The organism is Geobacter sp. SVR (assembly GCF_016865365.1).
Classification (GTDB): Bacteria; Desulfobacterota; Desulfuromonadia; order Geobacterales; family Pseudopelobacteraceae; genus Pelotalea.
Window position 1 is genome coordinate 3,314,279 of the sequence record NZ_AP024469.1, and the last position, 24,232, is coordinate 3,338,510.

18 protein-coding genes and 1 CRISPR repeat array are annotated in these 24,232 nt (G+C 57.7%); of the genes, 9 read left to right on the top strand and 9 right to left on the bottom strand.

The window, feature by feature from the left end; all coding sequences use genetic code 11:
- The first annotated feature begins 55 nt into the window (after positions 1 to 55).
- The 4 genes from GSVR_RS15605 to GSVR_RS15620 are packed head-to-tail and all read left to right on the top strand — an operon-like array spanning position 56 to position 3,335.
- Positions 56 to 448: an STAS domain-containing protein gene (locus tag GSVR_RS15605; protein WP_173200707.1), complete on the top strand. Its 393-nt coding sequence runs from the start codon at positions 56 to 58 to the stop codon at positions 446 to 448.
- Complete coding sequence (locus GSVR_RS15610; protein WP_173200705.1) at positions 445 to 2,493, top strand: chemotaxis protein CheA; 2,049 nt, start codon at positions 445 to 447, stop codon at positions 2,491 to 2,493. The genes GSVR_RS15605 and GSVR_RS15610 overlap by 4 nt, the downstream gene beginning before the upstream one ends.
- 34 nt (positions 2,494 to 2,527) lie before the next feature.
- Positions 2,528 to 3,064, top strand: coding sequence for a response regulator (locus GSVR_RS15615; protein WP_173200703.1), 537 nt, complete (start codon positions 2,528 to 2,530; stop codon positions 3,062 to 3,064).
- The gene (locus GSVR_RS15620; RefSeq protein WP_173200701.1) at positions 2,982 to 3,335 is read left to right on the top strand and encodes a response regulator; all 354 of its coding nucleotides are present in this window, start codon (positions 2,982 to 2,984) and stop codon (positions 3,333 to 3,335) included. Before GSVR_RS15615 ends, GSVR_RS15620 begins: the two co-directional genes overlap by 83 nt.
- A 42-nt stretch (positions 3,336 to 3,377) precedes the next feature.
- Positions 3,378 to 9,185: a CRISPR direct-repeat array (repeat unit 37 nt; unit sequence GTTTCAATCCACGCCAGTCCCGGAGAACTGGCGGATC).
- Between the two features lie 171 nt (positions 9,186 to 9,356).
- Here GSVR_RS15620 and cas2 read toward each other — a convergent pair.
- Genes cas2 through cas3 form a run of 9 tightly spaced genes read right to left on the bottom strand, consistent with a single transcriptional unit; the run spans position 9,357 to position 18,336 of the window.
- Positions 9,357 to 9,650, bottom strand: a complete 294-nt coding sequence (gene cas2, locus GSVR_RS15625; protein WP_173200699.1) for a CRISPR-associated endonuclease Cas2 — start codon at positions 9,648 to 9,650, stop codon at positions 9,357 to 9,359.
- 2 nt (positions 9,651 to 9,652) lie between these two features.
- The gene (locus GSVR_RS15630; protein WP_173200697.1) at positions 9,653 to 10,069 is read right to left on the bottom strand and encodes a four helix bundle protein; all 417 of its coding nucleotides are present in this window, start codon (positions 10,067 to 10,069) and stop codon (positions 9,653 to 9,655) included.
- Positions 10,070 to 10,110: 41 nt separating this feature from the next.
- Positions 10,111 to 11,145: a type I-C CRISPR-associated endonuclease Cas1c gene (gene cas1c / locus GSVR_RS15635; RefSeq protein WP_173200695.1), complete on the bottom strand. Its 1,035-nt coding sequence runs from the start codon at positions 11,143 to 11,145 to the stop codon at positions 10,111 to 10,113.
- Between the two features lie 2 nt (positions 11,146 to 11,147).
- Positions 11,148 to 11,765: a CRISPR-associated protein Cas4 gene (gene cas4, locus GSVR_RS15640; RefSeq protein WP_173200693.1), complete on the bottom strand. Its 618-nt coding sequence runs from the start codon at positions 11,763 to 11,765 to the stop codon at positions 11,148 to 11,150.
- Positions 11,758 to 12,783 (bottom strand): virulence RhuM family protein, encoded by a 1,026-nt coding sequence (locus GSVR_RS15645; RefSeq protein WP_173200691.1) that lies wholly within the window; start codon positions 12,781 to 12,783, stop codon positions 11,758 to 11,760. Before GSVR_RS15645 ends, cas4 begins: the two co-directional genes overlap by 8 nt.
- A gap of 54 nt (positions 12,784 to 12,837) precedes the next feature.
- The gene (gene cas7c, locus GSVR_RS15650; protein ID WP_173200689.1) at positions 12,838 to 13,698 is read right to left on the bottom strand and encodes a type I-C CRISPR-associated protein Cas7/Csd2; all 861 of its coding nucleotides are present in this window, start codon (positions 13,696 to 13,698) and stop codon (positions 12,838 to 12,840) included.
- A gap of 3 nt (positions 13,699 to 13,701) precedes the next feature.
- A complete protein-coding gene (cas8c, locus tag GSVR_RS15655) occupies positions 13,702 to 15,453 on the bottom strand; it encodes a type I-C CRISPR-associated protein Cas8c/Csd1 (protein WP_173200687.1) in 1,752 nt (583 codons plus the stop codon).
- Complete coding sequence (gene cas5c / locus GSVR_RS15660) at positions 15,450 to 16,115, bottom strand: type I-C CRISPR-associated protein Cas5c (RefSeq protein WP_173200685.1); 666 nt, start codon at positions 16,113 to 16,115, stop codon at positions 15,450 to 15,452. Before cas5c ends, cas8c begins: the two co-directional genes overlap by 4 nt.
- Positions 16,116 to 16,152: 37 nt before the next feature.
- On the bottom strand, positions 16,153 to 18,336 hold the full coding sequence (cas3, locus tag GSVR_RS15665; RefSeq protein ID WP_173200683.1) for a CRISPR-associated helicase Cas3': 2,184 nt from the start codon (positions 18,334 to 18,336) through the stop codon (positions 16,153 to 16,155).
- Positions 18,337 to 18,670: 334 nt separating this feature from the next.
- On the opposite strand from cas3, the gene GSVR_RS15670 reads away from it, so the two are divergent.
- From GSVR_RS15670 to gabD, 5 genes are all read left to right on the top strand, one after another.
- On the top strand, positions 18,671 to 20,119 hold the full coding sequence (locus GSVR_RS15670; protein WP_239077350.1) for an OmpA family protein: 1,449 nt from the start codon (positions 18,671 to 18,673) through the stop codon (positions 20,117 to 20,119).
- A 350-nt stretch (positions 20,120 to 20,469) separates the two neighbouring features.
- Positions 20,470 to 20,799, top strand: a complete 330-nt coding sequence (locus GSVR_RS15675; protein ID WP_173200679.1) for a putative quinol monooxygenase — start codon at positions 20,470 to 20,472, stop codon at positions 20,797 to 20,799.
- Positions 20,800 to 20,884: 85 nt separating this feature from the next.
- Positions 20,885 to 21,523: a hypothetical protein gene (locus GSVR_RS15680; protein WP_173200678.1), complete on the top strand. Its 639-nt coding sequence runs from the start codon at positions 20,885 to 20,887 to the stop codon at positions 21,521 to 21,523.
- A gap of 265 nt (positions 21,524 to 21,788) precedes the next feature.
- The gene (locus GSVR_RS15685) at positions 21,789 to 22,505 is read left to right on the top strand and encodes a hypothetical protein (protein WP_173200676.1); all 717 of its coding nucleotides are present in this window, start codon (positions 21,789 to 21,791) and stop codon (positions 22,503 to 22,505) included.
- A gap of 190 nt (positions 22,506 to 22,695) precedes the next feature.
- A complete protein-coding gene (gabD, locus tag GSVR_RS15690) occupies positions 22,696 to 24,153 on the top strand; it encodes an NADP-dependent succinate-semialdehyde dehydrogenase (protein WP_173200674.1) in 1,458 nt (485 codons plus the stop codon).
- Positions 24,154 to 24,232 lie beyond the last annotated feature (79 nt).

Consider the following 24,232-nt stretch of genomic DNA (forward strand, 5'->3'; position numbering starts at 1 on the left):
TCGAAACGGCACCGCCTTATCTCCAGGGTATGGCGGTGCCTCGCAGGGAGGGCATATGAACGGCTTTGCCGGAATAATCTCGGGAACCGGTTCCGACAGGGTCCTGGAGTTGACGGGGCACCTGACGATCGAGTTCGGCCAGGAGATCCTGAACCAGTTGCGGGAGGCCTTTGACGGAGCCGAAAGAATCTGGTGCGAGGTCGGCCGGGTCACGGAAATCGACCTGATCGGCCTGCAGCTCCTGTGCGCCGCCCATCGGACAGCAATGAAGCAGAACAAGTTCTTCGGCATCTGCGGAGACAAGCCCGGGGCAATCAGGTCATCCATGGATGCGGCAGGATTGACGCGGCACACCGGCTGCAGCTTCGACAGGGACAGGACCTGCATCTGGACCGATCCGCCCCGTGCCGGCGAACACCAGCCGGGCACCACAGGGGCGCCGAGATGATGGATCACCACGTGCAACTCTTCAAGGAGGAGGCCCACGAACGGCTTGCGGAACTGGAGACCTCGCTGCTGGCCCTGGAGGACAACCCCACGGACCATGAAACCGTCAGCAGGGTGTTCAGGGCCATGCACACCATCAAGGGCTCCGGGGCCATGTTCGGCTTCGACGAGATCGCCCGGTTCACCCACGAGGTCGAGACCGTCTTCGATCTGGTGAGAAACGGCGCAATCGCGGTTACCGGAGAGCTGATAAACCTGGCCCTTCAGTCGCGGGACCACATCAGGAACATGCTGGACGCATCGGACGGAGCGCCGCCGGTCGACGCCGCGGTCACGGAAGCACTCATTGCCGGATTCAGAATGTTTCTGGCCAAAGATCACACGCCTGCCGGAGAGTCCCGCAGCCTACCGCCCCCCGCGCTGGTCCGCCCGGAAGAGGGCTCTGCCACCTACAGAATCCGCTTCAGTCCGGCACCGGGGATCATCGCCAACGGCACGAATCCGCTCACCCTTATCAGGGAGCTGTCCGAACTGGGCGAATACCGGGTAACTGCCCGGACCTGCGAAATTCCCTGCCTGGACGAGATCACGCCCGAACAGTGTCATCTGTCGTGGGATATCACCCTGACTACCGACCGCGGCCTGAATGCCGTTCAGGATGTATTCATCTTCGTCATGGATGACGGTGACATTGCAATAGAGGAAATCGGCTGCGGCGGGATTTCCACGGAAACCGGCGATCCGGCGCGGGAAGAGGTGAACTGCGCGCTGCTGCAGCGCTCCCCCGACGAACCGGGCCGGGCTGCGGCTCCCGGCGGCGTGTCAACAGGGGCTGCCGGGCAGGATCAGGCACAGGAGAACCGGCAGGGCCGGCAGCCGCAGGATGCGGCGGGCAACAGCATCAGGGTGCCGGCCGGCAAGCTCGATACCCTGGTCAACCTGGTGGGCGAACTGGTCACGGTCCAGGCGCGGCTGACCCAGACGGCGCTGCTGCGGGATGACGACGAGCTGATGGCCATTGCGGAGGATGTGGAACGGCTGTCGTCCGAACTGCGGGACAATGCGCTGAATATCAGGATGCTCCCCATCGGCATGACCTTCAGCAAATTCCAGCGCCTTGTACGCGACCTCTCCTGCGAGCTCGGCAAAGAAATCGAAATGACCACTGCGGGGGCTGAAACCGAACTCGACAAAACCGTAATCGAGCGTCTGGGCGACCCTCTGGTGCATATCATTCGCAACAGCATCGATCACGGCATCGAGTTCCCGGATGAGCGGGAAGCGGCCGGCAAACCGGGCAAAGGGACCATACACCTGTCCGCCGTCCATGCGGGGGAAAACGTCGTCATCTCCATTGCCGATAACGGGGCCGGCCTCGACAGCGAGGCGATCCGCGTCAGGGGGATTGAACGGGGGCTGATCCAGCACACGGCCGAGCTTTCGGAAAAGGAGATCCATGCCCTGATCTTTGCCCCCGGATTTTCCACGGCCAAGCGCATCACCAGCGTCTCCGGTCGGGGTGTCGGCATGGATGTGGTCAAGCGCTCCATCGAGGCATTACGGGGAAGCATCGAGATAGCCAGCCGCCGCGGTGTCGGCACCACCATCACGATCAGGATACCGTTGACCCTGGCGATTATCGAAAGTCTGCTGGTCAAGGTCGATGGCGACTGTTTCGTGATCCCGCTTTCCGTGGTGAACGAGTGCATCGAGCTGACCCCCGCCGACATCGACCGGTCCCATGGCAGGCATTTCGCCAATGTCCGTGGAAGGCTCGTCCCCTACATCCCGCTCCGCGAGCGGTTCGACCGGTCCGGAGATCCGCCGGAGATCCAGCAGATCGTGGTCACCGAGGTCAACGGCATGATGGTCGGTTTTGTGGTCGATCATGTCATCGGCGAACATCAGACGGTCATCAAGTCGCTGGGCAAGGCATACCGAAGTGCCGAGGGTGTTTCCGGGGCAACAATTCTGGGCGACGGCAGCGTGGCTCTTATTCTCGATACGCAGCACCTTGTCCGGGAAGTGGCCTCCACGCCGCAATAACAGGGCCGCTGCCCATATCCGGCAGAGGCACGGCATGGACCCCACACTGACACAGACGGAACCCTGTTCACCCGCACCCGCCATCCTGGTGGCCGAGGACGACACGGATGTGAGGACGGTGATTTCGAAGATCCTGTCCTATGGGGGCTACCGGGTTATCGAGGCGGAAAACGGCGAAGAAGCCGTGGCGAAATTCATACAGCATAAAGATGCCGTTCGCCTGGTTGTCATGGACGTGATCATGCCGAAGAAGAACGGCGATGACGCCTATTTGCAGATGCGCCGGCAGGCCCCGGACGTCAGGGTCCTTTTTGTCACCGGTTATCCGGATCATGTCATCTCCGGACATGCCGTGCCCGGGGACAGGATCAATCTCATGAAAAAGCCGTTTACAACGGATGAGCTGCTGCAGCAGGTCGGGAAGATGCTGCCTGGCGAAGGTCGGGAGGATGATTGCGTATGCAGGAAGAATTATCGGGGAGCGCAGGATGTCAAAAGTGATCATGACAGCGGACGATTCGGCCAGTGTGCGGCAGATGGTGGTCTTTACGCTGAGGCAGAGCGGATATGAAGTTATCGAGGCAACAGACGGCAGGGATGCACTGACCAAGCTGGGCAAGCAGAAGGTCGACATGCTGATCACCGACTTGAACATGCCCCATCTGGACGGCATCGGACTCATCAAGGGCGTCCGGTCAGGCGCTCACAACCGCTTCATCCCGATCATCATGCTGACCACGGAATCCCAGGAGTCGCGCAAGGCCGCCGGAGCAACGGGATGGATCGTCAAGCCGTTCAAGCCGGAACAGTTGCTGGCGGTTGCGAGGAAGGTGCTGGGGTAGCGGATCGCCGGGTGGTACTCGAAACTTATCAATGTCCGCACGGTCTCTATCGCCGCCAGTCCCGGAGACTGACGGATCGACATTCTTTACAATTTTCATGGGGCTATGACCAGACGTTTCAATCCACGCCAGTCCTGGAGAACTGGCGGATCGCTGCAGAACGCCTGCGGGACGGGCGCTTTACGGTGTTCCAATCCACGTCAGTCCCGAAGAACTGACGGATCCCGGTGGGGTCGCTCCAGGTTTTGCCCATGACCAGGTTTCAATCCACGTCAGTTCCGGAGAACTGACGGATCCGATGCCTGGATGCAGGGCTGGCGCAATCTGAAGGTTTCAATCCACGTCAGTCCCGGAGAACTGACGGATCAAATTGACGATATCTGCCTCTTCCCGCCGCTTCCTCTCTGGTTTCAATCCACGTCAGTCCCGAAGAACTGACGGATCAATACGCAGTGATGTTCGAGTCCGACCTGAACAAGTTTCAATCCACGTCAACCCCGAAGAACTGACGGATTTCGATGGGCTACACGATCCACATCCAGGACTACACCGTTTCAATCCACATCAGTTCCGGAGAACTGGCGGATCGCCGCTTTACTTTCAGGGCGGCCAATAGTTTCTCGTTTCAATCCACGTCAGTCCCGAAGAACTAACGGATCCGCTGCAGCCGGGGGAGCGTCCGCGGGATCTGCCTGTTTCAATCCACGTCAGTTCCGGAGAACTGACGGATCGAACCAGCGACAGGCTCGATGTGATGCCATTCAGGTTTCAATCCACGTCAGTCCCGGAGAACTGACGAATCGGAAATGGTGATGTCGCTGCTCGGGGCGTTCATGTTTCAATCCACGTCAGTTCCGGAGAACTGAGGGATCCTAACGAAATAGGTAACAATTGGGACGTGTCACCGTTTCAATCCACGTCAGTTCCGGAGAACTGACGGATCATCATGGGCACGTATTCCTCGACCGCCACGGTCGTGTTTCAATCCACGTCAGTTCCGGAGAACTGACGGATCGCGGCATTCTGTGCGGCAGTCTCGGCGGCTGATTTGTTTCAATCCGCGTCAGTTCCGGAGAACTGACGGATCAGCCGACTGGTAACCCTGCACCGCCACGCCATTGCTGTTTCAATCCACGTCAGTTCCGGAGAACTGACGGATCCGGTGACGATATCCCCCGTGTCGTCGGTCAGGTTGGTTTCAATCCACGTCAGTCCCGAAGAACTGACGGATCGATCGGGATGCTCTGCGGCATTCTGGCCCATCATCTCGTTTCAATCCACGTCAGTCCCGAAGAACTGACGGATCGGAGCGCAAGGCCACGATGGACAGCAGGATGGATGTTTCAATCCACGTCAGTCCCGGAGAACTGACGGATCCACAGTCGGTGTCCCCGTACCTGGACGAAATCGTTTCAATCCACGTCAGTCCCGGAGAACTGACGGATCTTCGTCCAGTCCGAGGCGGCCTTGTACCCGGTCAAGTTTCAATCCACGTCAGTCCCGGAGAACTGACGGATCAGTTTCGAGTCAAACCATCAGCACCCGCGTGCTTATAGTTTCAATCCACGTCAGTCCCGGAGAACTGACGGATCTCCAGGTCGCAATCCTTCGAGTTGGCCCACAGGCTGTTTCAATCCACGTCAGTCCCGGAGAACTGACGGATCGGTATCTGCTTTATCGCCTTGCCAGCTTCACAGCAGTTTCAATCCACGTCAGTCCCGGAGAACTGACGGATCGGCTGATGTATAAAGTATTCCATGGCGACACCTCGTTTCAATCCACGTCAGTCCCGGAGAACTGACGGATCGACCCGAACGCCGAACCGGATGAAACCTATGATGGTGTTTCAATCCACGTCAGTCCCGGAGAACTGACGGATCAGCTTTTTCCCAATGCTCCTGGTTATGGTCAAGGTTTCAATCCACGTCAGTCCCGGAGAACTGACGGATCAACCTTCCGGTAGATTCTTTCCGGTTGCGTCCATGTTTCAATCCACGTCAGTCCCGGAGAACTGACGGATCGTTGACGGTGGGTCCGGTCACGCCATTGCCCAGGGCGTTTCAATCCACGTCAGTCCCGGAGAACTGACGGATCAAGCTTCCATGCGTTCTTGCGCCGTTAATGGCCGTGTTTCAATCCACGTCAGTCCCGGAGAACTGACGGATCATGTTCGACAAGGTTTTGACTCACAAAGATCTGGTGTTTCAATCCACGTCAGTCCCGGAGAACTGACGGATCTGCTGTCCTTTGAAATCATAATTCCTGACTCTTTAGTTTCAATCCACGTCAGTCCCGGAGAACTGACGGATCGCAGTTGCAGGCTGACTGGCAGACGGCCAAGGAGTTTCAATCCACGTCAGTCCCGGAGAACTGACGGATCCAGCACGGCATGCGCGGTAATTCTCCGCCGAGCAGAGTTTCAATCCACGTCAGTCCCGGAGAACTGACGGATCCTGCTGCCTCGTTGGATCACTTCGACCGAGTAGTTGTTTCAATCCACGTCAGTCCCGGAGAACTGACGGATCCACCAACCTACTGCTGGATCGTACGAAGAGTCCAGTTTCAATCCACGTCAGTCCCGGAGAACTGACGGATCTGGTTCCGCCTCATGATTGAAGATGAGGACCTCATGTTTCAATCCACGTCAGTCCCGGAGAACTGACGGATCACCAACAGCCTCTTGGAGGATATGCCCTTCAAGGTTTCAATCCACGTCAGTCCCGGAGAACTGACGGATCGCCTGGAAGCTCTGAAAGCCTTCATAGATTCGTACTGTTTCAATCCACGCCAGTCCCGGAGAACTGGCGGATCGTTCTACCTTAATCCCTGACGCCTCTTTGATCTCTCGTTTCAATCCACGCCAGTCCCGGAGAACTGGCGGATCAATACATACAGGATTTCGAGGCGGATTCGGTAGTGCAGTTTCAATCCACGCCAGTCCCGGAGAACTGGCGGATCTTTAACCAGGGCCTTGATATCCGGCTTCTTGATCAGGTTTCAATCCACGCCAGTCCCGGAGAACTGGCGGATCGGGCGATGGGCTGTTGATGCCGATGCGGCCATAAATGTTTCAATCCACGCCAGTCCCGGAGAACTGGCGGATCCCGTCGTCATTGACTGATGGCGTCAGCAGGTAAACGTTTCAATCCACGCCAGTCCCGGAGAACTGGCGGATCGAGGCCATGGCCGTCAAAGTCACCGACATTCTCAAGTTTCAATCCACGCCAGTCCCGGAGAACTGGCGGATCGCGGGCGGTGCGGCAGGAACAGAACGGAATCGAAAGGTTTCAATCCACGCCAGTCCCGGAGAACTGGCGGATCCCGGCGGTCTGCTCGTTTTCCCTGGCGACCTCTGAGTTTCAATCCACGCCAGTCCCGGAGAACTGGCGGATCGCACTACAGACTGAATGCACTACTGACATTACATTGGTTTCAATCCACGCCAGTCCCGGAGAACTGGCGGATCTTTACCGTCACAAGGTGTCAAAATTGCAGATACCAGAGTTTCAATCCACGCCAGTCCCGGAGAACTGGCGGATCAGTCCTCTACGGGCTTTTGTCTGTGGTAGTGATGGCTGGTTTCAATCCACGCCAGTCCCGGAGAACTGGCGGATCTATATCCTACTCACAAACTGTACTTAATAGTAGACGTTTCAATCCACGCCAGTCCCGGAGAACTGGCGGATCACGGGCCGTATTTCTTGTTGTCAACGGTTATAGTGTTTCAATCCACGCCAGTCCCGGAGAACTGGCGGATCTCCGGCAACCATGCTGCTTAACCGGACGCACCGGAGAGTTTCAATCCACGCCAGTCCCGGAGAACTGGCGGATCGAGGGGAGGAAGAGAGAAGACCAGTAAGCAATGAAGTTTCAATCCACGCCAGTCCCGGAGAACTGGCGGATCTTATCTCCCAAAGGTGAACGGGTAGCCCCGGTGTTGTTTCAATCCACGCCAGTCCCGGAGAACTGGCGGATCCGATGTCGCCCTTGTGATCCGCCACCAGTTCGTCAAGTTTCAATCCACGCCAGTCCCGGAGAACTGGCGGATCCCGAGTACAGCAGAATGCCCATCAGGTACACCGATGTTTCAATCCACGCCAGTCCCGGAGAACTGGCGGATCGCCGAGTACAGCAGAATGCCCATCAGGTACACCGATGTTTCAATCCACGCCAGTCCCGGAGAACTGGCGGATCCTTTGACGGTATGACCTTGACCATGATTGTGCTTGTTTCAATCCACGCCAGTCCCGGAGAACTGGCGGATCCGTGGCACAAATCCCCAATGCTTTGTGTTGATTTGGTTTCAATCCACGCCAGTCCCGGAGAACTGGCGGATCGCCTGACCGCGTGTAAAAATCAGCATATGCTCATTGTTTCAATCCACGCCAGTCCCGGAGAACTGGCGGATCGCAAAAGGGGAATAGCCCATGAACCGCGATAATTTGTTTCAATCCACGCCAGTCCCGGAGAACTGGCGGATCGGGGATCGTATTGAGACAGAACACACCGGAAACCTGTTTCAATCCACGCCAGTCCCGGAGAACTGGCGGATCCAGAGGTGATGCAGGCCCTTGATGAAGGGATAAAGTTTCAATCCACGCCAGTCCCGGAGAACTGGCGGATCGCCACACTGAAAGATGAATGCGAACGCCTACAAAAAGTTTCAATCCACGCCAGTCCCGGAGAACTGGCGGATCATCCCTGAGAAGTGGCAGATGGACGCAGAGAAGAAGTTTCAATCCACGCCAGTCCCGGAGAACTGGCGGATCAACGAGTACACTGTTCTTTTCGGTTATACTAAGCGTTTCAATCCACGCCAGTCCCGGAGAACTGGCGGATCACTTTGCGGAGCTATGCAGTGTTCAATCATTTCTCGTTTCAATCCACGCCAGTCCCGGAGAACTGGCGGATCCCGCCCGTCCTTATCCTCACAGGCCCCAACGTTGTTGCGGTTTCAATCCACGCCAGTCCCGGAGAACTGGCGGATCGGCGGGGGGCAGGAGCTATCAACGGCGTTGATCGTGTTTCAATCCACGCCAGTCCCGGAGAACTGGCGGATCGGGGGTAGTTGTCCCCATGCCCTTCGGCACCGTTGTTTCAATCCACGCCAGTCCCGGAGAACTGGCGGATCGCTTGGCTCCGGGGTAAGCTGTTCACGATTATCGATGTTTCAATCCACGCCAGTCCCGGAGAACTGGCGGATCATTGCGCCGTATCCTGTGCTACCCCAGGTGGACATGTTTCAATCCACGCCAGTCCCGGAGAACTGGCGGATCGTCATACCCCCGAGTCGCCCAATACCAGAGATATTTGTTTCAATCCACGCCAGTCCCGGAGAACTGGCGGATCTCCGGTTTCCATCCGCAATGCGGGCAGGCAGGATGTTTCAATCCACGCCAGTCCCGGAGAACTGGCGGATCCGGTTCCGTGAGTATGGAAGCTCAGTTCCCTGAACTGTTTCAATCCACGCCAGTCCCGGAGAACTGGCGGATCCCCACCAACTTCTCACCGGAGGATTACCTGGAATATGTTTCAATCCACGCCAGTCCCGGAGAACTGGCGGATCGCAAGTCGTGTCGGCAGTGCTGCGGGATCCTGGTCGTTTCAATCCACGCCAGTCCCGGAGAACTGGCGGATCGCTGGACGAAGTGAAGCAGATCACCCTGGAGTGGGGTTTCAATCCACGCCAGTCCCGGAGAACTGGCGGATCGCGATCTGACCACGCGCTTGAATGTGGCTTGGCAGTTTCAATCCACGCCAGTCCCGGAGAACTGGCGGATCATGATCTCCAGCGTCTGGTCGGGGGGAAGCTGGTTTCAATCCACGCCAGTCCCGGAGAACTGGCGGATCTGCCCCCTCAAATTAGGGACAGATTACAACATGTTACATATGGAATTTCACGAACCGTCACTTTCGTTGTTTGAGCACGCCGCATGCCATCCCCCCACCTCCTATTTTCCCTAATGATTCCAATCATCGCGAAAGTTCCGCGTTTTTGAATGAGCACTAGGTTCGCGCGGCTCATACCACCAACGTTTCTTCATCGAAAAACAACGTCCTGGTAGCACCATATTCCTCGACCCTCTGCTCTCTCGGTTCGGTCAGGCGATATAGCCGCAGATTGTCCAGTTCCAGCTTGACCTCTTTGAGCAATTTTTTACGCAATTGTTCGTACTTCATCTCATCCACTTGGCACTCGAAAACTGATTTCTGCACGCGCTGGCCGAAGTTTTTACAGACTTGCGCCACCCGCCGGAGCCGTTTGCGCCCCTCCCGTGTTTCAGTATTGACGTCATAGCAGACAACTACCCACATGGTTAGTGTCCTGAGTTATTGGAGTTGATAGAGTTATTGGAGTTGCTGGAGTTTGAGTGATTGCAGAGATACCGGGAAAACGCCATGATCATTTTAGATACCTCGTCGGCCAATCGGTACAAGTCATCGAACTCGGTCGTAGCCAAATACCCCTGATCAAGCGCAACGTAGAGCGCGGATTGAACTTCCGCTGCTGAACCATGGGCAATTATGAGAAACTGACTGAACTCCCGCTTCGTTTTTCTGGCAAACCCCTCGGCAATGTTGAGCATGATGGAGACCGCTGCCCGCCGTATCTGATCGCGCAGGCCGAAATCCCTGGTAAACGAACCAGAATTGCTGATGGAATACACATGCTTCACCAGCATCCGCGCCTTTTGCCACGCCTGAATATCCTCAAACCGCTCAATCTTAGCCATATCTGCCCCCAACTCTATGAACTCTCTAACTCTATAACTCATTAACTATAGACGTATGGAATGTATGCTTCCAGGTCCCCCCTCAGATGCCGGGCCAGAAGACGGGCCTGTAGATGGGGTAACAGGCCTATCGGGGTCTTTTCTGAGAGCAGAGAATGATTTGCCTCTTCCTGCTTGCGTTTCTGGTAGGCTGCCACCACCTCCTTACGCCCCTTTTCGTTCAGGTAGACCGCCCCACCCGGGCGGGGCTCAAAATGCTCGATTGTTATCTGCTTGCGATTGATGAGCGTGATCGCCAGCCGGTCTGCCAGAAACGCACGAAACTCCTCCATCAGATCCAGCCCCAGCGACGGCCGGCCCGGTCGGGGCACATGCAGAAACCCCAGTTGAGGATCGAGCCCTACCCCCTCCAGAGCGCTGATGCAGTCGTTCAACAGCAGGGTATAGAGAAAAGAGATCAATGCATTGACAGGGTCCAGCGGCGGACGGCGATTCCGGCCATTCATGGGAAGCGAATCCCGCTCCGACGGTTTCATCATCAAGGTGAAAACATCGAAATATGCGGCGGCCGCCTCACCTTCGAGCCCGCGTATATGGTCGGTATTGCGCGGGGTCTTCAAACGGAAGAGAGCGTCAGCCAGAACATCCGCCGACTTGCGCAACCGCCTTTCATCGTCCGGCGATGCAGCTTCGCGAGCACTGCGCATCAGCACATTGCGGGCATTCTTGACCTTGCCGGCCGTCATGGCGGCAGCAATCGCTATTGTTCGGGCATCATCCCGCACGGCATCATGCTGGGTCTGGCGCAGCAGGATATTGCCGCTGGTCTTGCCGACCATACGGCACTTGAAACGGCCGTTGCGGTCGAGAATCACCACGGCCCGCCCGTCATCGGCGCATTTACCCAGGAAAAACGGGCTGATCATGACGTTGCCCATGGTCACTATCGAACCAAGATGATGCAACGGCATCTGAAGCCTCAGATCTCCCCCCACCTCCACCCGCACGGTTTCGTGGTCCAGCGACAGGTATGCTCCCTGGGTCATGACATACAGCGTATTGAGGAGTTGCTTCATGATCACTCCTTTTCAAAGAGTTTGGCGGCTGTCCGGTGAAAGCGCTGCCGCTCGGCCACCACGGTGGGCAGGCACGATTCGCGGAGCGAGCAGTGCTCACATCGTTGATCATTCACCGGAGACGGGGTAATGCGTTGTTCCAGCATCCCACGCACCGATGCCGTCACCCCCTCCACCTGTCCTCGCATGGCATCCGTGAACACGATCTCCCGGCGTTCACGCGAAGCGTGCCAGAAGATAGCACCGGCGGATACCGGCACGCCGAACATCTCCTCCAGGCACATGGCTTGGGCACAGAGCTGCAACGTTTCCGGCGCGCCCCGTTTGCGACGGCCCGATTTGTACTCCACCGGGTAGGGAATATCATCATGGAATTCAACCAAGTCTGCCTTACCGACAAGACTCAGCTTGCTACACCAGATGGGAAGCGCCCGCTCATAGCGGACGCCTCCCACATCATGTCCCGAGATTTCGTCCACCCGCTCGTGCACATCCCGGCCGCGCATGGTGTACAGGTTTTCATCCCACACCTGCTCCACATGGATCAGCGCGCACTGGCGCGGGCAGTAGGCGTAATGTTCCAAGGCAGAAATGGGGATGGGGTCGGTGGGATCAGCCATTCTTTTTCCCTTTCCGGTTTGATTCGATCTGCTTCACCGCTTCCAGGAAATCCCGTTCCGCACGGGATGGCTCCTTCAACTGTTCCCGTCGGTACCGTTCATACTCGGCATGGGCCTTTGACACTGCCTCCTCATGACTGACTCTGCCGGAGTGGATCAGAATATCCCGGCCGGAAAGTTTCAGAAAATCATCCAGCTTGGCTATCCAATCGAGCATGTACATCGGCCTACGGGAAAGTGCCTGCAATTCGGCGAATTCCAGGTACGAGTTCACAATCCTGTTGAGGACGTCCAGTTCCTGCTGGTCAAGATAGTTTTTAGCCACCACGGCATCGGCCTTACGCGGCGTATCGCCTTCCCACACAGTAAGTCCCATATTGGGCTTGGCGGCATCGGCACGACCGTGGATAATCTCGGCGGCGGTCTGTCCGTGGGTGGCCCAGTGCATCTTGTTCTGGATGGTGGCGAAGAACTGGTGCGACGCATCGGCAGAGGGATCGTAATCGATGCTGGTGACGTAAATGTCCAGCACCTTTCGCCAGAAGACCTTTTCAGACGAGCGGATGTCGCGGATACGGGCCAGCAGCTCATCAAAGTAGTTGCCACCTCCGCCCCGCTTCAGCCGCTCGTCGTCCATGGCAAAACCCTTGATGATGTACTCCCGCAACCGCTGGGTGGCCCAGATACGGAACTGGGTGCCGCGCAGGCTATTGACCCGGTAACCGACGGATATGATGGCATCGAGGTTATAGTGATCTACTTGATAGGTCTTGCCGTCGGCGGCAGTTGTTGCAAAATTTGCAACAACTGACTCTGCCTGTAATTCTCCGGTATCGAAGATGTTTTTCAGGTGACGGCTGATGCCGGATTTATCCACCTGAAACAGCTCGGCCATTTGATTGAGCGACAGCCAGACTGTTTCATCCCGGAGCCGTACCTCAATTTTGGTGTTCCCGTCCTCGGTCTGGTAGAGGAGGAAGTCGCCGGGGGGGGGAGTAAGGTTTTTCTGTTTTTTCATGTTGGGGCCTTTGGTGGGGCGGCCATGGCAGAGGCCGCCCGTGCTGATTTCGGATTACAATTTCTCGATAATTTCCACTCCTTCAGGTGCCGCACCAATAGTGACGACGTAATCCTTGAAGGAACGCGCGGGACCTTCCGAGCCATTCTTGCGCGTGATATCGATCAGCTCAAAAAGCTTGTGGGCCGGAGCGTTACCGAGCTTATCCCGGTGTTTGAAAACATAAAGTTTCTGACTGCTCATCATTCCACGGGCGGCCGAGCGGTCATGCTCGAACATATTGATCAATGCATTCCAGAGCAAGTCCAAATCCGCTTCACCAAAACCGGTTCTTTCCGCCAGCGATGCGGAGACAAAGCCGTGGGCCACATATAGACCGTACGGGACGATGTGCTTGCGCCCCATGGTTCTCTCTTTTTCCAGATCCCTCTCGTTGGTCACCGCCATGCGGGTGATGCTGACTTCCTGCGACATGATCGGCTCGATACTCTTGGAGAACGCCAACTGCACCGGCCCGCGCACCTGCCCACAATTCACCTCCGTGGTCATGACCGCGCCAAAGCTGCGGATATCGTAAAAGTTCGCGCACATCCAGCCGGTGACGTTCCGGGCATCCGCCTCGGACTTGGGCAGCTTCTTGGCTTCAGGTTTCAGTTCAAATGCCTTGTAAGCCATCTCGTTGGTCTGGTTGAGCACCGACTTTTCCTGCACGTAAATATTGAAGCCTTCGGCCCCTTCCTTGGTGAGCGCCACATGATTGCGGATTTTCCGTTTCAGGCAGACATCGGTCACCAAGCCATGGCCGGTTTCGGGATCGACGCGCGGCATGTTGCCAGCATCGGGGTCGCCGTTGGGGTTGCCGTTTTGGACATCGAACAACAGAGCAAATTCGTAACGATTGGCGATAGCAGTCATGGCTTAAACCTCCTGAGTTTTCTTGGTATAGAAGTCTTTGCGCTGATGATAGTAACCGATCATGAACAGCCCCTGCTCCTCGGCTTTCATGGTTTTGGGATAATCGGCAAACCCGGCGATGATGTCCTGGGTCATGGCCTCGTAATAAAAGGCCCTGCCTTTCTTTTCCGGATCTTTCTTCAGCTTGGCGATGTGGTTAGTAGAATTCTTCTGCAGCATATGGAAAACCAAGCCCGGCGTGGCCGCTGCCGCCGCCAGATATCGATCCTTGATGGTGGCATTGGCACCGGGTATGGCTTCTTCCTGGGCCTTTTCAAGCACGGCAAAAAGCCGCCCCAGCAGGTAAGGCCGGTCGGTCCGGTTGGGGTCGAGAGACACGGGAACCTCCTTTTGTTTATTGCGCATCAGATACGCTTTCAACAGCGCGGCGCGGTAATAGGTGACGTTGTGCTCGGCCCGAATACGATCCAGCACCACGGGTAACAGATTCTGGGGATAGTAAGCTCCGGTCAGAATGGCGCGAGCCATGGCGCCGGCCAAAACCGGCGAGACGTTCTCCGGTTTGCTCAGCGTTGCGGTTTGACAGAGCAGACGCCAGAGTGGGGGGAAATCCGGCTCATTGTCGAACTGACGCACGATGTTGAGTTGTTCGTAGTGTTTGCCAACGCGTTCCAGCAGGGCTCCCAGACTGTTTGCCTCCCAGAAGCGGATCGACAGGCGGGCGGCATTGGGGGCAAGCCCGAGAATGTAAAACTGGACGTCGTCATCCAGATCAGGCAGAAAGTCGGCAGCCTTGCGGCCGTCACGGATCGCTTTCAGAAGTCCCCGAAGTGCAGTTGTTGTCTGTTGGTCGTCCTGCGTTGCAGCGGCTTCCGCCGTTTCCGCGGGTGGGTCGAAGAGATCGGCAAAAAAGGTTTCCACCGGATTGCTGCACGCGGCCCAGAAAACATAAGTGGCATCGCCAATGACGATCTTCTGGCGGCTTTCACTGGTCAGCAATGCATTCAAGGCCGTCGTGTAGGCAAAGGCGGAGGATTCGGCAACGGATGCCTTATCCTGGTCGTAGGAGACAAAGGCCGAGGCATTGAACGACACGATATACCCGCCCGAGGTCTGCCCGCCGCGAACCCCCTTGATCGGCGTATGCACCCGCGCCAACGGAGCATCGTGTTCGCCGGTAATCAAGCACTGGACCAGAGGTGTATCAGTGGCGCGCTGGCCATATGCGAGCCAGGCATGCTGTACCGGCTGACGGTCGTGGATATAGCCGGGAATGCCATCCAGGCGAAAAACCAGGTTGGCGCCACAGACTTCCTCCCACGGCAGATAACGAGCAATCACTTCTTGGGAGCGCTCACAATCCCACGTCTGAACAAACCGTTGGACCGCCCGGAAGCCTGGATCTTCCAGGTCCTTACCGACATCGTGCAGAAAATCTCCAAAGGCGGTGAAACGTTGCCGGTTCGCATCGGTCGGGCCATCTCCATCGGCGCCGAACACATAGGAAGCCTTGTCCCAAAGGAAGTTGGCCTTTATCCCCGATGTTCGGGTAACAGCAGCCGGAACCGGCATTTTACGGGGTCGCGGCTTCTTGCCGTCCAGCTCATAAAGCGGCTCCACTCCCCGCAACGAGCCGTCTTCGCCAAGCACAAGAGCAAACGAGATATTTTCGATACTGGTGCCGAAAGCAGGCATTCCGGAATCGGGGGTGGTGAGCATTCGTTCGTAATAGCTGTTGAGGGCATGCAGAATCATGCGCGAACCTCCGGCGAGAGAGGCGACGGAGGCGAAATGATGCCGTTCTCCATCTGAGCCCGGAAAAAAAGCGGGGTCATGTTGTTGGCAAAATCGATGTCCAGCAGCATGTACCCCAAATCCTTGTTTTGTCCGGCGTAGCAGGAAACTGGCGGCGCATCCTCGACCAGTTCGAAGGAGGCCGGAAACTCGCGGCATCCCAGCGAGGGCTGATGAAAGAATTGCCCCTTCCTGGCCCGCCGCCCGAAAATATCCATGTGCTTTGCCCGGTTGTCATCGGGTCCGGCTTTGTCGGTCAACTCGAAATGCGCCTCGATGACATACTCCACATCGCGCAGCAGGGTGGCAGCCCGCTGCTGGCGGTTGTTACCGTCATCCACCAGGAAATAGAGCGGCTTTTTGTCCCGCATGGCAGTTGCAGGATTCGGCTTCGGGATTTTGGAACTTACTTCGTTGCGCCGCACGTTGTCGAACCTGATGGGACGCAACACATGAATCCGGTCGACCACCCAGCGGATCGCGGGCTTCCAATGGATGGCCTCCAGGATGCCCCGTGCTGCCGAGGGGGTCATCACGTCGTAGGAAACCCTCTCGACCTTCATTTCTGGCCGGGTGAAGCAGGCATAATCGCCCCATACCCGCAGTTTGATACCATTCGCCATAGGCTCCTCCTTGTTGTGCACAACACACAAAACGTCACTAGCAGATCAGATCTTCGGCTTGCCAGATATCACCTCCTTCAATGCAGATACCCACATCTTCTCGATATGCAGCCACATTGCGCAGAACCGGGAACTCGCCTCGCACCATCTCAAGCGCTCCGGCACCTTCGAGAGCGGCAAACTCCCTGCTGCGAAGCGCTACGCTGTATTGCTGCAGCTTCCGTTGCGTGGTACGCGGATATTCCGTATGACGCAACTCCTCCACCAACTTTTTCGCCGCCGGTTCGACAGGCACGATGACCCCAATGGTTTCGTCCTCGATAAACCGGAATTCGCCGGCAACCTCCCGAAACGGGAAATAGAGATCTTTGGTAAGTTGATTCAGACGCGACACAAGTTGTTTTTTGTCCAGTTCCTGAACGTCGTACAGCAATTCGAAATAGCGCCGCATCGCTTCCAACCCCAAGGGATCGGCATCCGGCAATGCCCGCAAGGTTTCCGCAGCACGGGACATACAGCGCTTGAGCCAGGGCATGCGGGGCGACTTTTCCGGTTCATAGACATAGACCTGGCCAAGCTTTCCCTGATCGTTCATTTTCCCTTCTCGGTTGCACCGTCCCGCTGCTTGGGCGATGGAGTCAAGACCGGCCATGGCTCGATAAACCACCGGAAAGTCGAGATCCACACCGGCTTCCACCAATGAAGTCGCGATAACCCGGCAACACATTCCAGCTTTCAGTCTGGCACGTATTTCGCTCAGCGCCCGCCGACGATGTTCCGGGTACATGTTGGTTGACAGGTGGTATGTTCCGTCACGTTGGCTGAGTTGTTCGAACAGAGCGCGGGCCTGCGGCTTGGTGGGCACGATGCAGAGAACGTGTGGTTCCGCATCTATTTTTGCACCGAGGGCGCTATCGGTGAGCTTACCGGTGAAATGCACCTGGGTACGGATCAAATCGTCATAGAACTGCTGCGGGTTTATGATGATTTCGTGGATATCATGCAAAGCGGTGCGCAACTTGGCATTGTCCAGCGCCGGTTGGGTAGCGGTGCAGAGCACCACCGAGCAGTTGTAATGGGCAACCAGCTCGCGTAAGGCTGCCAGGCATGGTTCAAGGTATTCGGTCGGAATTGCCTGTGCCTCGTCGAGTACGATTACGCTTCCGGCAATGTTGTGCAGTTTACGGCAGCGGGATGGTTTGTTGCTGAAGAGCGATTCGAAAAACTGCACATTGGTGGTGACCACGAGAGGGGCATCCCAGTTCTCCGCCGCCAGCCCCCGTCTTCGGTTGTAAGCCGCCTCTTCGGGGTCATTGCTCTCTTTGTAATTGCAGTGATGCTCCAACACCTGATCGTTACCAAGGATTTCCTGAAACACCCTGGCGTTCTGCTCGATGATCGAGGTAAAGGGTATGGCGTAAATCACCCGGCGCAGCTTGTTGGCAACCGCATGATCAAGGGCGAAGGCGAGAGAAGAGAGAGTCTTGCCCCCGCCGGTTGGAACCGTCAGGGAAAAGATTTGTGGTGGCAGCCCGGCCTTGGCACGACATTGCGTCAATATTGCCTGCCGTACGCGATTGACCTTGGTTGGCTCGGCCTGCTCCAGTAACGCGGCAAGATGGGTGTCAAGCGATGCCTTGAGTCCGGACATTTGTTCCGGGTTAGTCGTCAGCCGTTCCGACTTCTTTATCGGTGATACGAAACCTTCGGTATCGAGAAAATCCGCGTCGACCAGACACGAGTACACCATGCGCGTAAAGAACGACAGACTGAACCCGCCTAAATCCCTGTCCAGCGTGAATGGCAGGGCAAGATCCTGTTTGATCTCGGCTTCAGGAAGTAACATTACATCCGGCGGAATCTTGCCGTGTTTGAGCCGATGGTGAAGTTCGCCCTCCTGCGAACCGCCGTCCGGCAATCCGCCATGATGCCCGGCAATAACGTAGGACAGCAGCAGGCCAAGCCGGCCAGCCCTCTCCTGGGCCAAACGCGCCCCGAATGTCGAGTGGTCGACCCTTATGTGACTCCCTTCGAGCCGCTTGATAAAATCCATGGTTGCTTTCCCGGCATCGTGCAGTAGAGCGGCAACGCGCCCCCAGTCTCCAGCCTCGAAAGTCGCCGCAAATTCACTCGCCATCCGGGCAACTTCCTGCAAGTGCTCGCTAAGTGGTTGCCAGTTGGATTTGTCTGGTACATGTGTCGAATGCGCGTAAAATTCCATCGTCTCCTCTCCCCTCGACAATCCCTGATACAGCCTCAGTTAATCTCGTGGCCGCAGGCACGCAGAATACAGCAACAGCAAATCCAGGTAACTATTTTTAATAATTATTTGCATATATTTCATTTCCCCTTTGAATCGTCGTCAATGCATCTTCATTTTTTGGTCGCCACCCTACCATAGACTCATGACACAATAAGTCGTTCCAATTAAAACCGGATACATTCTATTGTCGAAAAGCCGCGGCTTCGATTTGACAATTACAGACTGCACATTAAACTCTGATGTGAATCCGGGATATTCCATGCCCGATACATTGCACGACAGGAGGCCTCCCGTGAACAAGATCTCACACCTGTTGACCACACTGCTCCTCGTCTTATGCTTCGCCTCGGCTGCCCTGGCCGAAATACGCCCCGGTTCGTTCACCCTTTCCGGCATCCTTGGAGGCTACACCTTCGACGGCAGGCAGCACCTGGAGACGCGGCCGGTGATCGGGCTGCGGGGAGGCTACAACTTCACCAAGTATCTCGGATTCGAAGCGCTGTTCGACTACGTTCCGACCGAAGGGACCACTGATGCCGGGGATACCAACGTTTTCCGCTACGGTGGCGAAATGCTGCTGCACCTCCTGCCCGACAACCGGCTGGTCCCCTACCTGGCGGCCGGCTACGGCGGCATCACGCTCGATCGGGACAACGGGGGCAGCACGACCCGCGGCATTTTCAGCGCCGGTCCGGGCGTCGAATATTTCCTCAAGGACAATGTGAGCCTGCGCGGGGACTTTCGGGTGCTATTGTCGGATGATCAAAAGACCAATGCGGATTACGAGTACACCGCCGGAATCACCTACCATTTCGGCGGCGTCCGGCCGGCTGCCGCGCCGGTCGCTGCACCGGCAGCTCCGGCCAACGTGACTCCTGTCCCTCCGCCACCACCGGCAGAAACTGAAAAGCAGGCTCCCGGAGGCGAGGTCGGAGAAGGCGGCCCCGGAGGCAAAATCGAGGAAGAGGCCCCGCTGGAAGAGCCGCCCGCGGCGGAACCGGCACCGGGCAAATACAAATACTGCGTTACCCTGCACCTGGAGTTCGACATCAACAGAGCCGAGATTCGCCCGGAGTTTCATGACGAGGTCGCCAAGGTCGGCACGTTCATGAAGGAGAATCCCTCCACATCGGCGGTGTTCGAGGGACACACCGACGAGGTCGGCAGCGACGAGTACAATATGGAGCTGTCCAAGAAACGCGCCGAGGCCGTGGCGGCATATCTCCAGCGCGAGTTCGGCATCGATCCGGGGCGCATGACCACCAAGGGGTACGGCAAGACCAAGCCGATCGCCGACAATTCCACCGATGCTGGCAAGCAGAAAAACCGCCGGATCGAGGCCGCGATCGATTGCGTCTTCGACGTGAAGGAACACAAGCCCCCCGAGCGGCTCTGCGTGTCGCTGCAACTGGAATTCGACACCAATTCGGCCAAAATCAAGCCCGAATTCAAGGATGAAATCGCGAAGGTAGGCGACTACATGAAGAAATATCCCTCCACGACTGCCTTGATCGAAGGGCATACCGACAATACCGGCACCCCGGAGGTCAACCGGCGGCTCTCCCAGCAGCGGGCCGAAAGCGTGGTGAACTACCTGGTCGAGAATTTCGGTATCGACCGCGCACGCCTGACTGCCAAGGGCTATGGTTCATCCCGGCGCATCGCCTACAACAGCACACCGGAAGGGAGACATGCGAACCGTCGGATCAATGCGGTGATCGACTGCGTGGCGGCACCCTAGCCGCCCTTCTTCCCCATACCGAACGATGAGGCGTGCCGTTGCTGCGGCACGCCTCTTTTTTTGTGCCGGCCACGTTCCGGTGCCCACGGTTCTCCCCGTCTCTGTCGCATATGACGGTTCCGTTGAATACGATGGCAGCCACGACGGCCGTTCCGGCCGGTTTTTCATTATTGATGGCCGTTCTTCGCGCAATATCGGCAATTTAAGGCGATCTTCCTCCCCGCAGAGGGCTGGCATGCTAGTTGAACCGGTACGCTTGTGACATCCGCCCGTCGAACAGCCGGGAATACGATTCCCGGCGGCCCGCTGCCGGCATGACAGCGCCTGCCGCGGACGCGAGGAGTCCCGCCATGGTCAACGCCACCATCAGAATGATAGTGCCCCGCGGGAAGCGCAAGGAAGTCCTGCAGACGATCGGGGACATGCTTGATTCGATCCGGCGGGAGCGTGGCTGCATCGGCTGCAACTACTACATGGATGTGGAAGACGAAAACGTGTTCTGCCTCAAGGAGCAATGGATGACCCGTGAGGATCTGGACAACCACCTGAGATCCGAGTCCTTCGACGTGCTGATCGGGGCCATGAGCCTGCTCAGCTCCGAGCCGGACTTCATGATCAGCACGGTCCAGTCCACGACCGGGTTCGGGGCCATAAAGGGGGTGCGGCCACGCACTGCCTGAACGGTTCGATGACATGCATGCGGCAGCCCGGCCGCTGCCTTCCGGAGTCCGGCTACCGCGCATACCCAGGAAGGAGAATCAAGCCATGAAACATATCGTGACGTTTCTGCTGCTCTGCGGCCTGGCGGTCGTGATCCTCGGGGGCTGCGCCGCCACCCAGGTCACTTCGGACTGGAAGGATCCGACCTACCAGGCCCCCCCCCGCAAGATCCTGGTGGTCGCCATAACCAAAAATCCGGGCAACCGCAGGATTTTCGAGGATGAGTTCGTCAGCCGCCTCAAGGAGCATGGCACCGATGCCGTGGCCGGATACAAGCGCATCCCCGACCAGCAGCAGGGTAACCGCCAGAACATTGCGGATACCATGAAGGCTGAACAGGCCGATGCGGTTCTGATCGTCAGGCTGATCAACAGGAAGATCGTGCAGACCTATGTCCCCGGCACCGTGGCCCCCTACGGCGCCTGGTACGACCGCTACCCCTCCTACTACGGCACCTGGCCCGATTATTACGGCTACGGCTGGCAGGCCATGTACTCTCCCGGTTACGTGGCCGAGGACGAATACGCCTTTATCGAAACCAACCTGTATCAGGCGGGCAACGAGAAACTGGTCTGGTCGGCCACGTCCGAGACCGAGGTCAGGGGATCGGATCCGAAGTTCATCAAGTCGTATGTGGATGCCATGATCGATTCACTGATCAAGCACAACCTGGTGAGCAAGTAGAGGCGGGGCATGCCCCGCCCGTTCACCCGGGCTTTTCCGGCGCTGCCCGAAATACGACACCCTCATAATCGTTTGCCATTCTCCATGCTCTTCTTCCTGCTGCGTTTGTGCCCTGTCAGCCCTGCGCGGCAGGTACGCCGGCAACATTCCGCACCACTCCCCGCCAGCATAACCCACTGATAAACCAAACAAACCACTCTGGCATCAAAACTGAAAACTACCGTAAAGCCGGAACAAGAAGCCTGAAACCCACAAAGGAGGCGTTATGAGAAGGATTGCGCTGGTCGTTCACCTGTGTGCCCTGTTGGCTTCATGCATGTTGGCCTCATGCGGCGGCAACACCGCCCCTGACACGAGCTCCGTCGCCAGCTCGGCCCTGGTTGCGGATGGGGGACCGGATCAGAATGTCTCGGTCAACCAGGTGGTGACGCTGGATGGCAGCTACAGCTACGACCCCCAGGGGCGCACCCTGAACTGCTCCTGGTCATTGGCCTCCAAACCGGTGGGGAGCAATGCCGCGCTTTCCGATCCAGCCTCCCCCACCCCGAGCTTCACCCCCGATGTCAGCGGGTATTACCTGATCGATCTGAAGGTGAACTACGGCAACGCCACCTCCGAGTCCAAACAGATCACCGTGATCGCCTATCCCGATTCCAGCCAGCTCTTTTCCACCGAACAGTCGGCGACCAGAAAAGGGAGCGCCGGCTTCGTTCTGGCCGGATCGGTCTTTACGTCGGCAGTGGCCAACAACTCCGGGAGGCAGTTCACCCTGGACCGCTACGAACTGGTCAACAGCCGCGGGGTGATATTCTGGACAACCGCCGCCAAGGACCTGAACAACAACATCCTGGACAGCGGATATAAGATCACGATAGAGGCCACCCTGGGGTTCTTCCAGATCGACAGCGGCTTCAGGTCGATCTATTATTTCACCGACCCGTCCAACGGACGCAAATACATCGCCACGGCGACCTACAACTGACCTGCGGCACCCTGACGCGCCCGGCGGTGCCCCTTCCGGGGCCAAACCGCGGCGCATCTCAGGTCGTGACAACGCACACCGGGAATGCTATAGTGCGCCAATTATCGGACGATCATTCGCCAACGATACCGGTGGCCCGGGCATGTCGCGTCGTTCGGAGCGGTGTCCGGGATGCGCGAGGAGATTTGCCATGCTGAAGCTCAAAGACTCCACCCTGCTGAAACAGCTCTGCTATCTGGACGGCCGCTGGCAACCGGCCGACAGCGGCGCCGCGATCGACGTGACCAACCCCGCCACCGGTGAGACACTGGGTACCATACCGCGCATGGGGAGCGAAGAGACCCGCCGCGCCATAGAGGCGGCCGACCGGGCCCTGCCGGCCTGGCGTGCCAGGACCGCCAAGGAGCGGGCCGTCATTCTGCGCCGCTGGTACGAACTGATGATGGCCAATCAGGAGGACCTGGCCATCATCATGACCGCCGAGCAGGGCAAACCCCTGGCCGAATCCCGGGGTGAGATCGCCTATGCAGCCTCGTTCATCGAGTGGTTTGCCGAAGAGGGCAAACGGATCTACGGCGACACCATCCCGGCCCACGCGGCGGACAAGCGCATCGTGGTGATCAAGGAACCGATCGGCGTTTGCGCGGCCATCACCCCCTGGAATTTTCCGGCCGCCATGATCACCCGCAAGGCAGGCCCGGCCCTGGCCGCCGGCTGCACCATGGTGGTCAAGCCCGCCACCGCCACCCCCTTCTCGGCCCTGGCCCTGGCTGAACTGGGGGAACGGGCCGGCATTCCCGCCGGGGTGTTCAGTGTCGTGACCGGCTCGGCTTCGGCCATCGGCAACGAGATGAGCGCCAACCCGATCGTGCGCAAGCTGACCTTCACCGGCTCTACCGAAATCGGCAAGCAGTTGATGGCCCAGTGCGCCGCCACGGTCAAAAAGGTGTCACTGGAGCTGGGGGGCAATGCCCCGTTCATCGTGTTCGACGATGCCGATCTGGATGCGGCCGTGGAGGGGGCTATTGCCTCCAAGTACCGCAATACCGGCCAGACCTGCGTCTGCACCAATCGCCTGCTGGTACAGGCCGGGGTGTACGACGCCTTTGTGGGGAAACTGGTGGCGGCCGTGGCCAGGATGAAGGTGGGCGACGGCCTGGCGGGCGATTTCCAGCAGGGGCCGCTGATCGATATGGCTGCCGTGGAAAAGATGGAAGAGCATATCTCCGATGCCGTCGGCAAGGGGGCGAAAATAGTCCTGGGGGGCAAGCGGCATGCGCTGGGGGGCAGTTTCTTCGAGCCGACCGTCATTACCGACGCCACCGCGGAGATGCTGGTGGCGCGGGAAGAGACCTTCGGTCCGCTGGCGCCGGTCTTCAAATTCACCGACGACGACGAAGCCATCCGTCTGGCCAATGACACCGAATTCGGACTGGCATCCTACTTCTACAGCCGCGACATCGGCCGGGTCTGGAAGGTGGCCGAGGCGTTGGAATACGGCATGGTCGGCATCAATACCGGGCTGATTTCAACGGAGATAGCCCCCTTTGGGGGTATGAAGGAATCGGGCATCGGCCGGGAAGGTTCCAAGTACGGCATCGAGGAATTCATCGAGGTCAAGTATCTGTGCATGGGCACTATCCCGTGAAAGGCGCATCCATGATCCGCACGTTCTCCTCCCCCCTCCCCTCTCCTCCCGGGTGCCGTCCCTGCCCGCTGCGGGAAGC

Excerpts from the sequence above, each read along its gene's own strand:
- GSVR_RS15605 (WP_173200707.1), top strand. The coding sequence starts at position 56 with ATGAACGGCTTTGCCGGAATAATCTCGGGAACCGGTTCCGACAGGGTC.
- GSVR_RS15610 (WP_173200705.1), top strand. The coding sequence starts at position 445 with ATGATGGATCACCACGTGCAACTCTTCAAGGAGGAGGCCCACGAACGG.
- GSVR_RS15615 (WP_173200703.1), top strand. The coding sequence starts at position 2,528 with ATGGACCCCACACTGACACAGACGGAACCCTGTTCACCCGCACCCGCC.
- GSVR_RS15620 (WP_173200701.1), top strand. The coding sequence starts at position 2,982 with ATGTCAAAAGTGATCATGACAGCGGACGATTCGGCCAGTGTGCGGCAG.
- cas2 (WP_173200699.1), bottom strand. The coding sequence starts at position 9,650 with ATGTGGGTAGTTGTCTGCTATGACGTCAATACTGAAACACGGGAGGGG.
- GSVR_RS15630 (WP_173200697.1), bottom strand. The coding sequence starts at position 10,069 with ATGGCTAAGATTGAGCGGTTTGAGGATATTCAGGCGTGGCAAAAGGCG.
- cas1c (WP_173200695.1), bottom strand. The coding sequence starts at position 11,145 with ATGAAGCAACTCCTCAATACGCTGTATGTCATGACCCAGGGAGCATAC.
- cas4 (WP_173200693.1), bottom strand. The coding sequence starts at position 11,765 with ATGGCTGATCCCACCGACCCCATCCCCATTTCTGCCTTGGAACATTAC.
- GSVR_RS15645 (WP_173200691.1), bottom strand. The coding sequence starts at position 12,783 with ATGAAAAAACAGAAAAACCTTACTCCCCCCCCCGGCGACTTCCTCCTC.
- cas7c (WP_173200689.1), bottom strand. The coding sequence starts at position 13,698 with ATGACTGCTATCGCCAATCGTTACGAATTTGCTCTGTTGTTCGATGTC.
- cas8c (WP_173200687.1), bottom strand. The coding sequence starts at position 15,453 with ATGATTCTGCATGCCCTCAACAGCTATTACGAACGAATGCTCACCACC.
- cas5c (WP_173200685.1), bottom strand. The coding sequence starts at position 16,115 with ATGGCGAATGGTATCAAACTGCGGGTATGGGGCGATTATGCCTGCTTC.
- cas3 (WP_173200683.1), bottom strand. The coding sequence starts at position 18,336 with ATGGAATTTTACGCGCATTCGACACATGTACCAGACAAATCCAACTGG.
- GSVR_RS15675 (WP_173200679.1), top strand. The coding sequence starts at position 20,470 with ATGGTCAACGCCACCATCAGAATGATAGTGCCCCGCGGGAAGCGCAAG.
- GSVR_RS15680 (WP_173200678.1), top strand. The coding sequence starts at position 20,885 with ATGAAACATATCGTGACGTTTCTGCTGCTCTGCGGCCTGGCGGTCGTG.
- GSVR_RS15685 (WP_173200676.1), top strand. The coding sequence starts at position 21,789 with ATGAGAAGGATTGCGCTGGTCGTTCACCTGTGTGCCCTGTTGGCTTCA.
- gabD (WP_173200674.1), top strand. The coding sequence starts at position 22,696 with ATGCTGAAGCTCAAAGACTCCACCCTGCTGAAACAGCTCTGCTATCTG.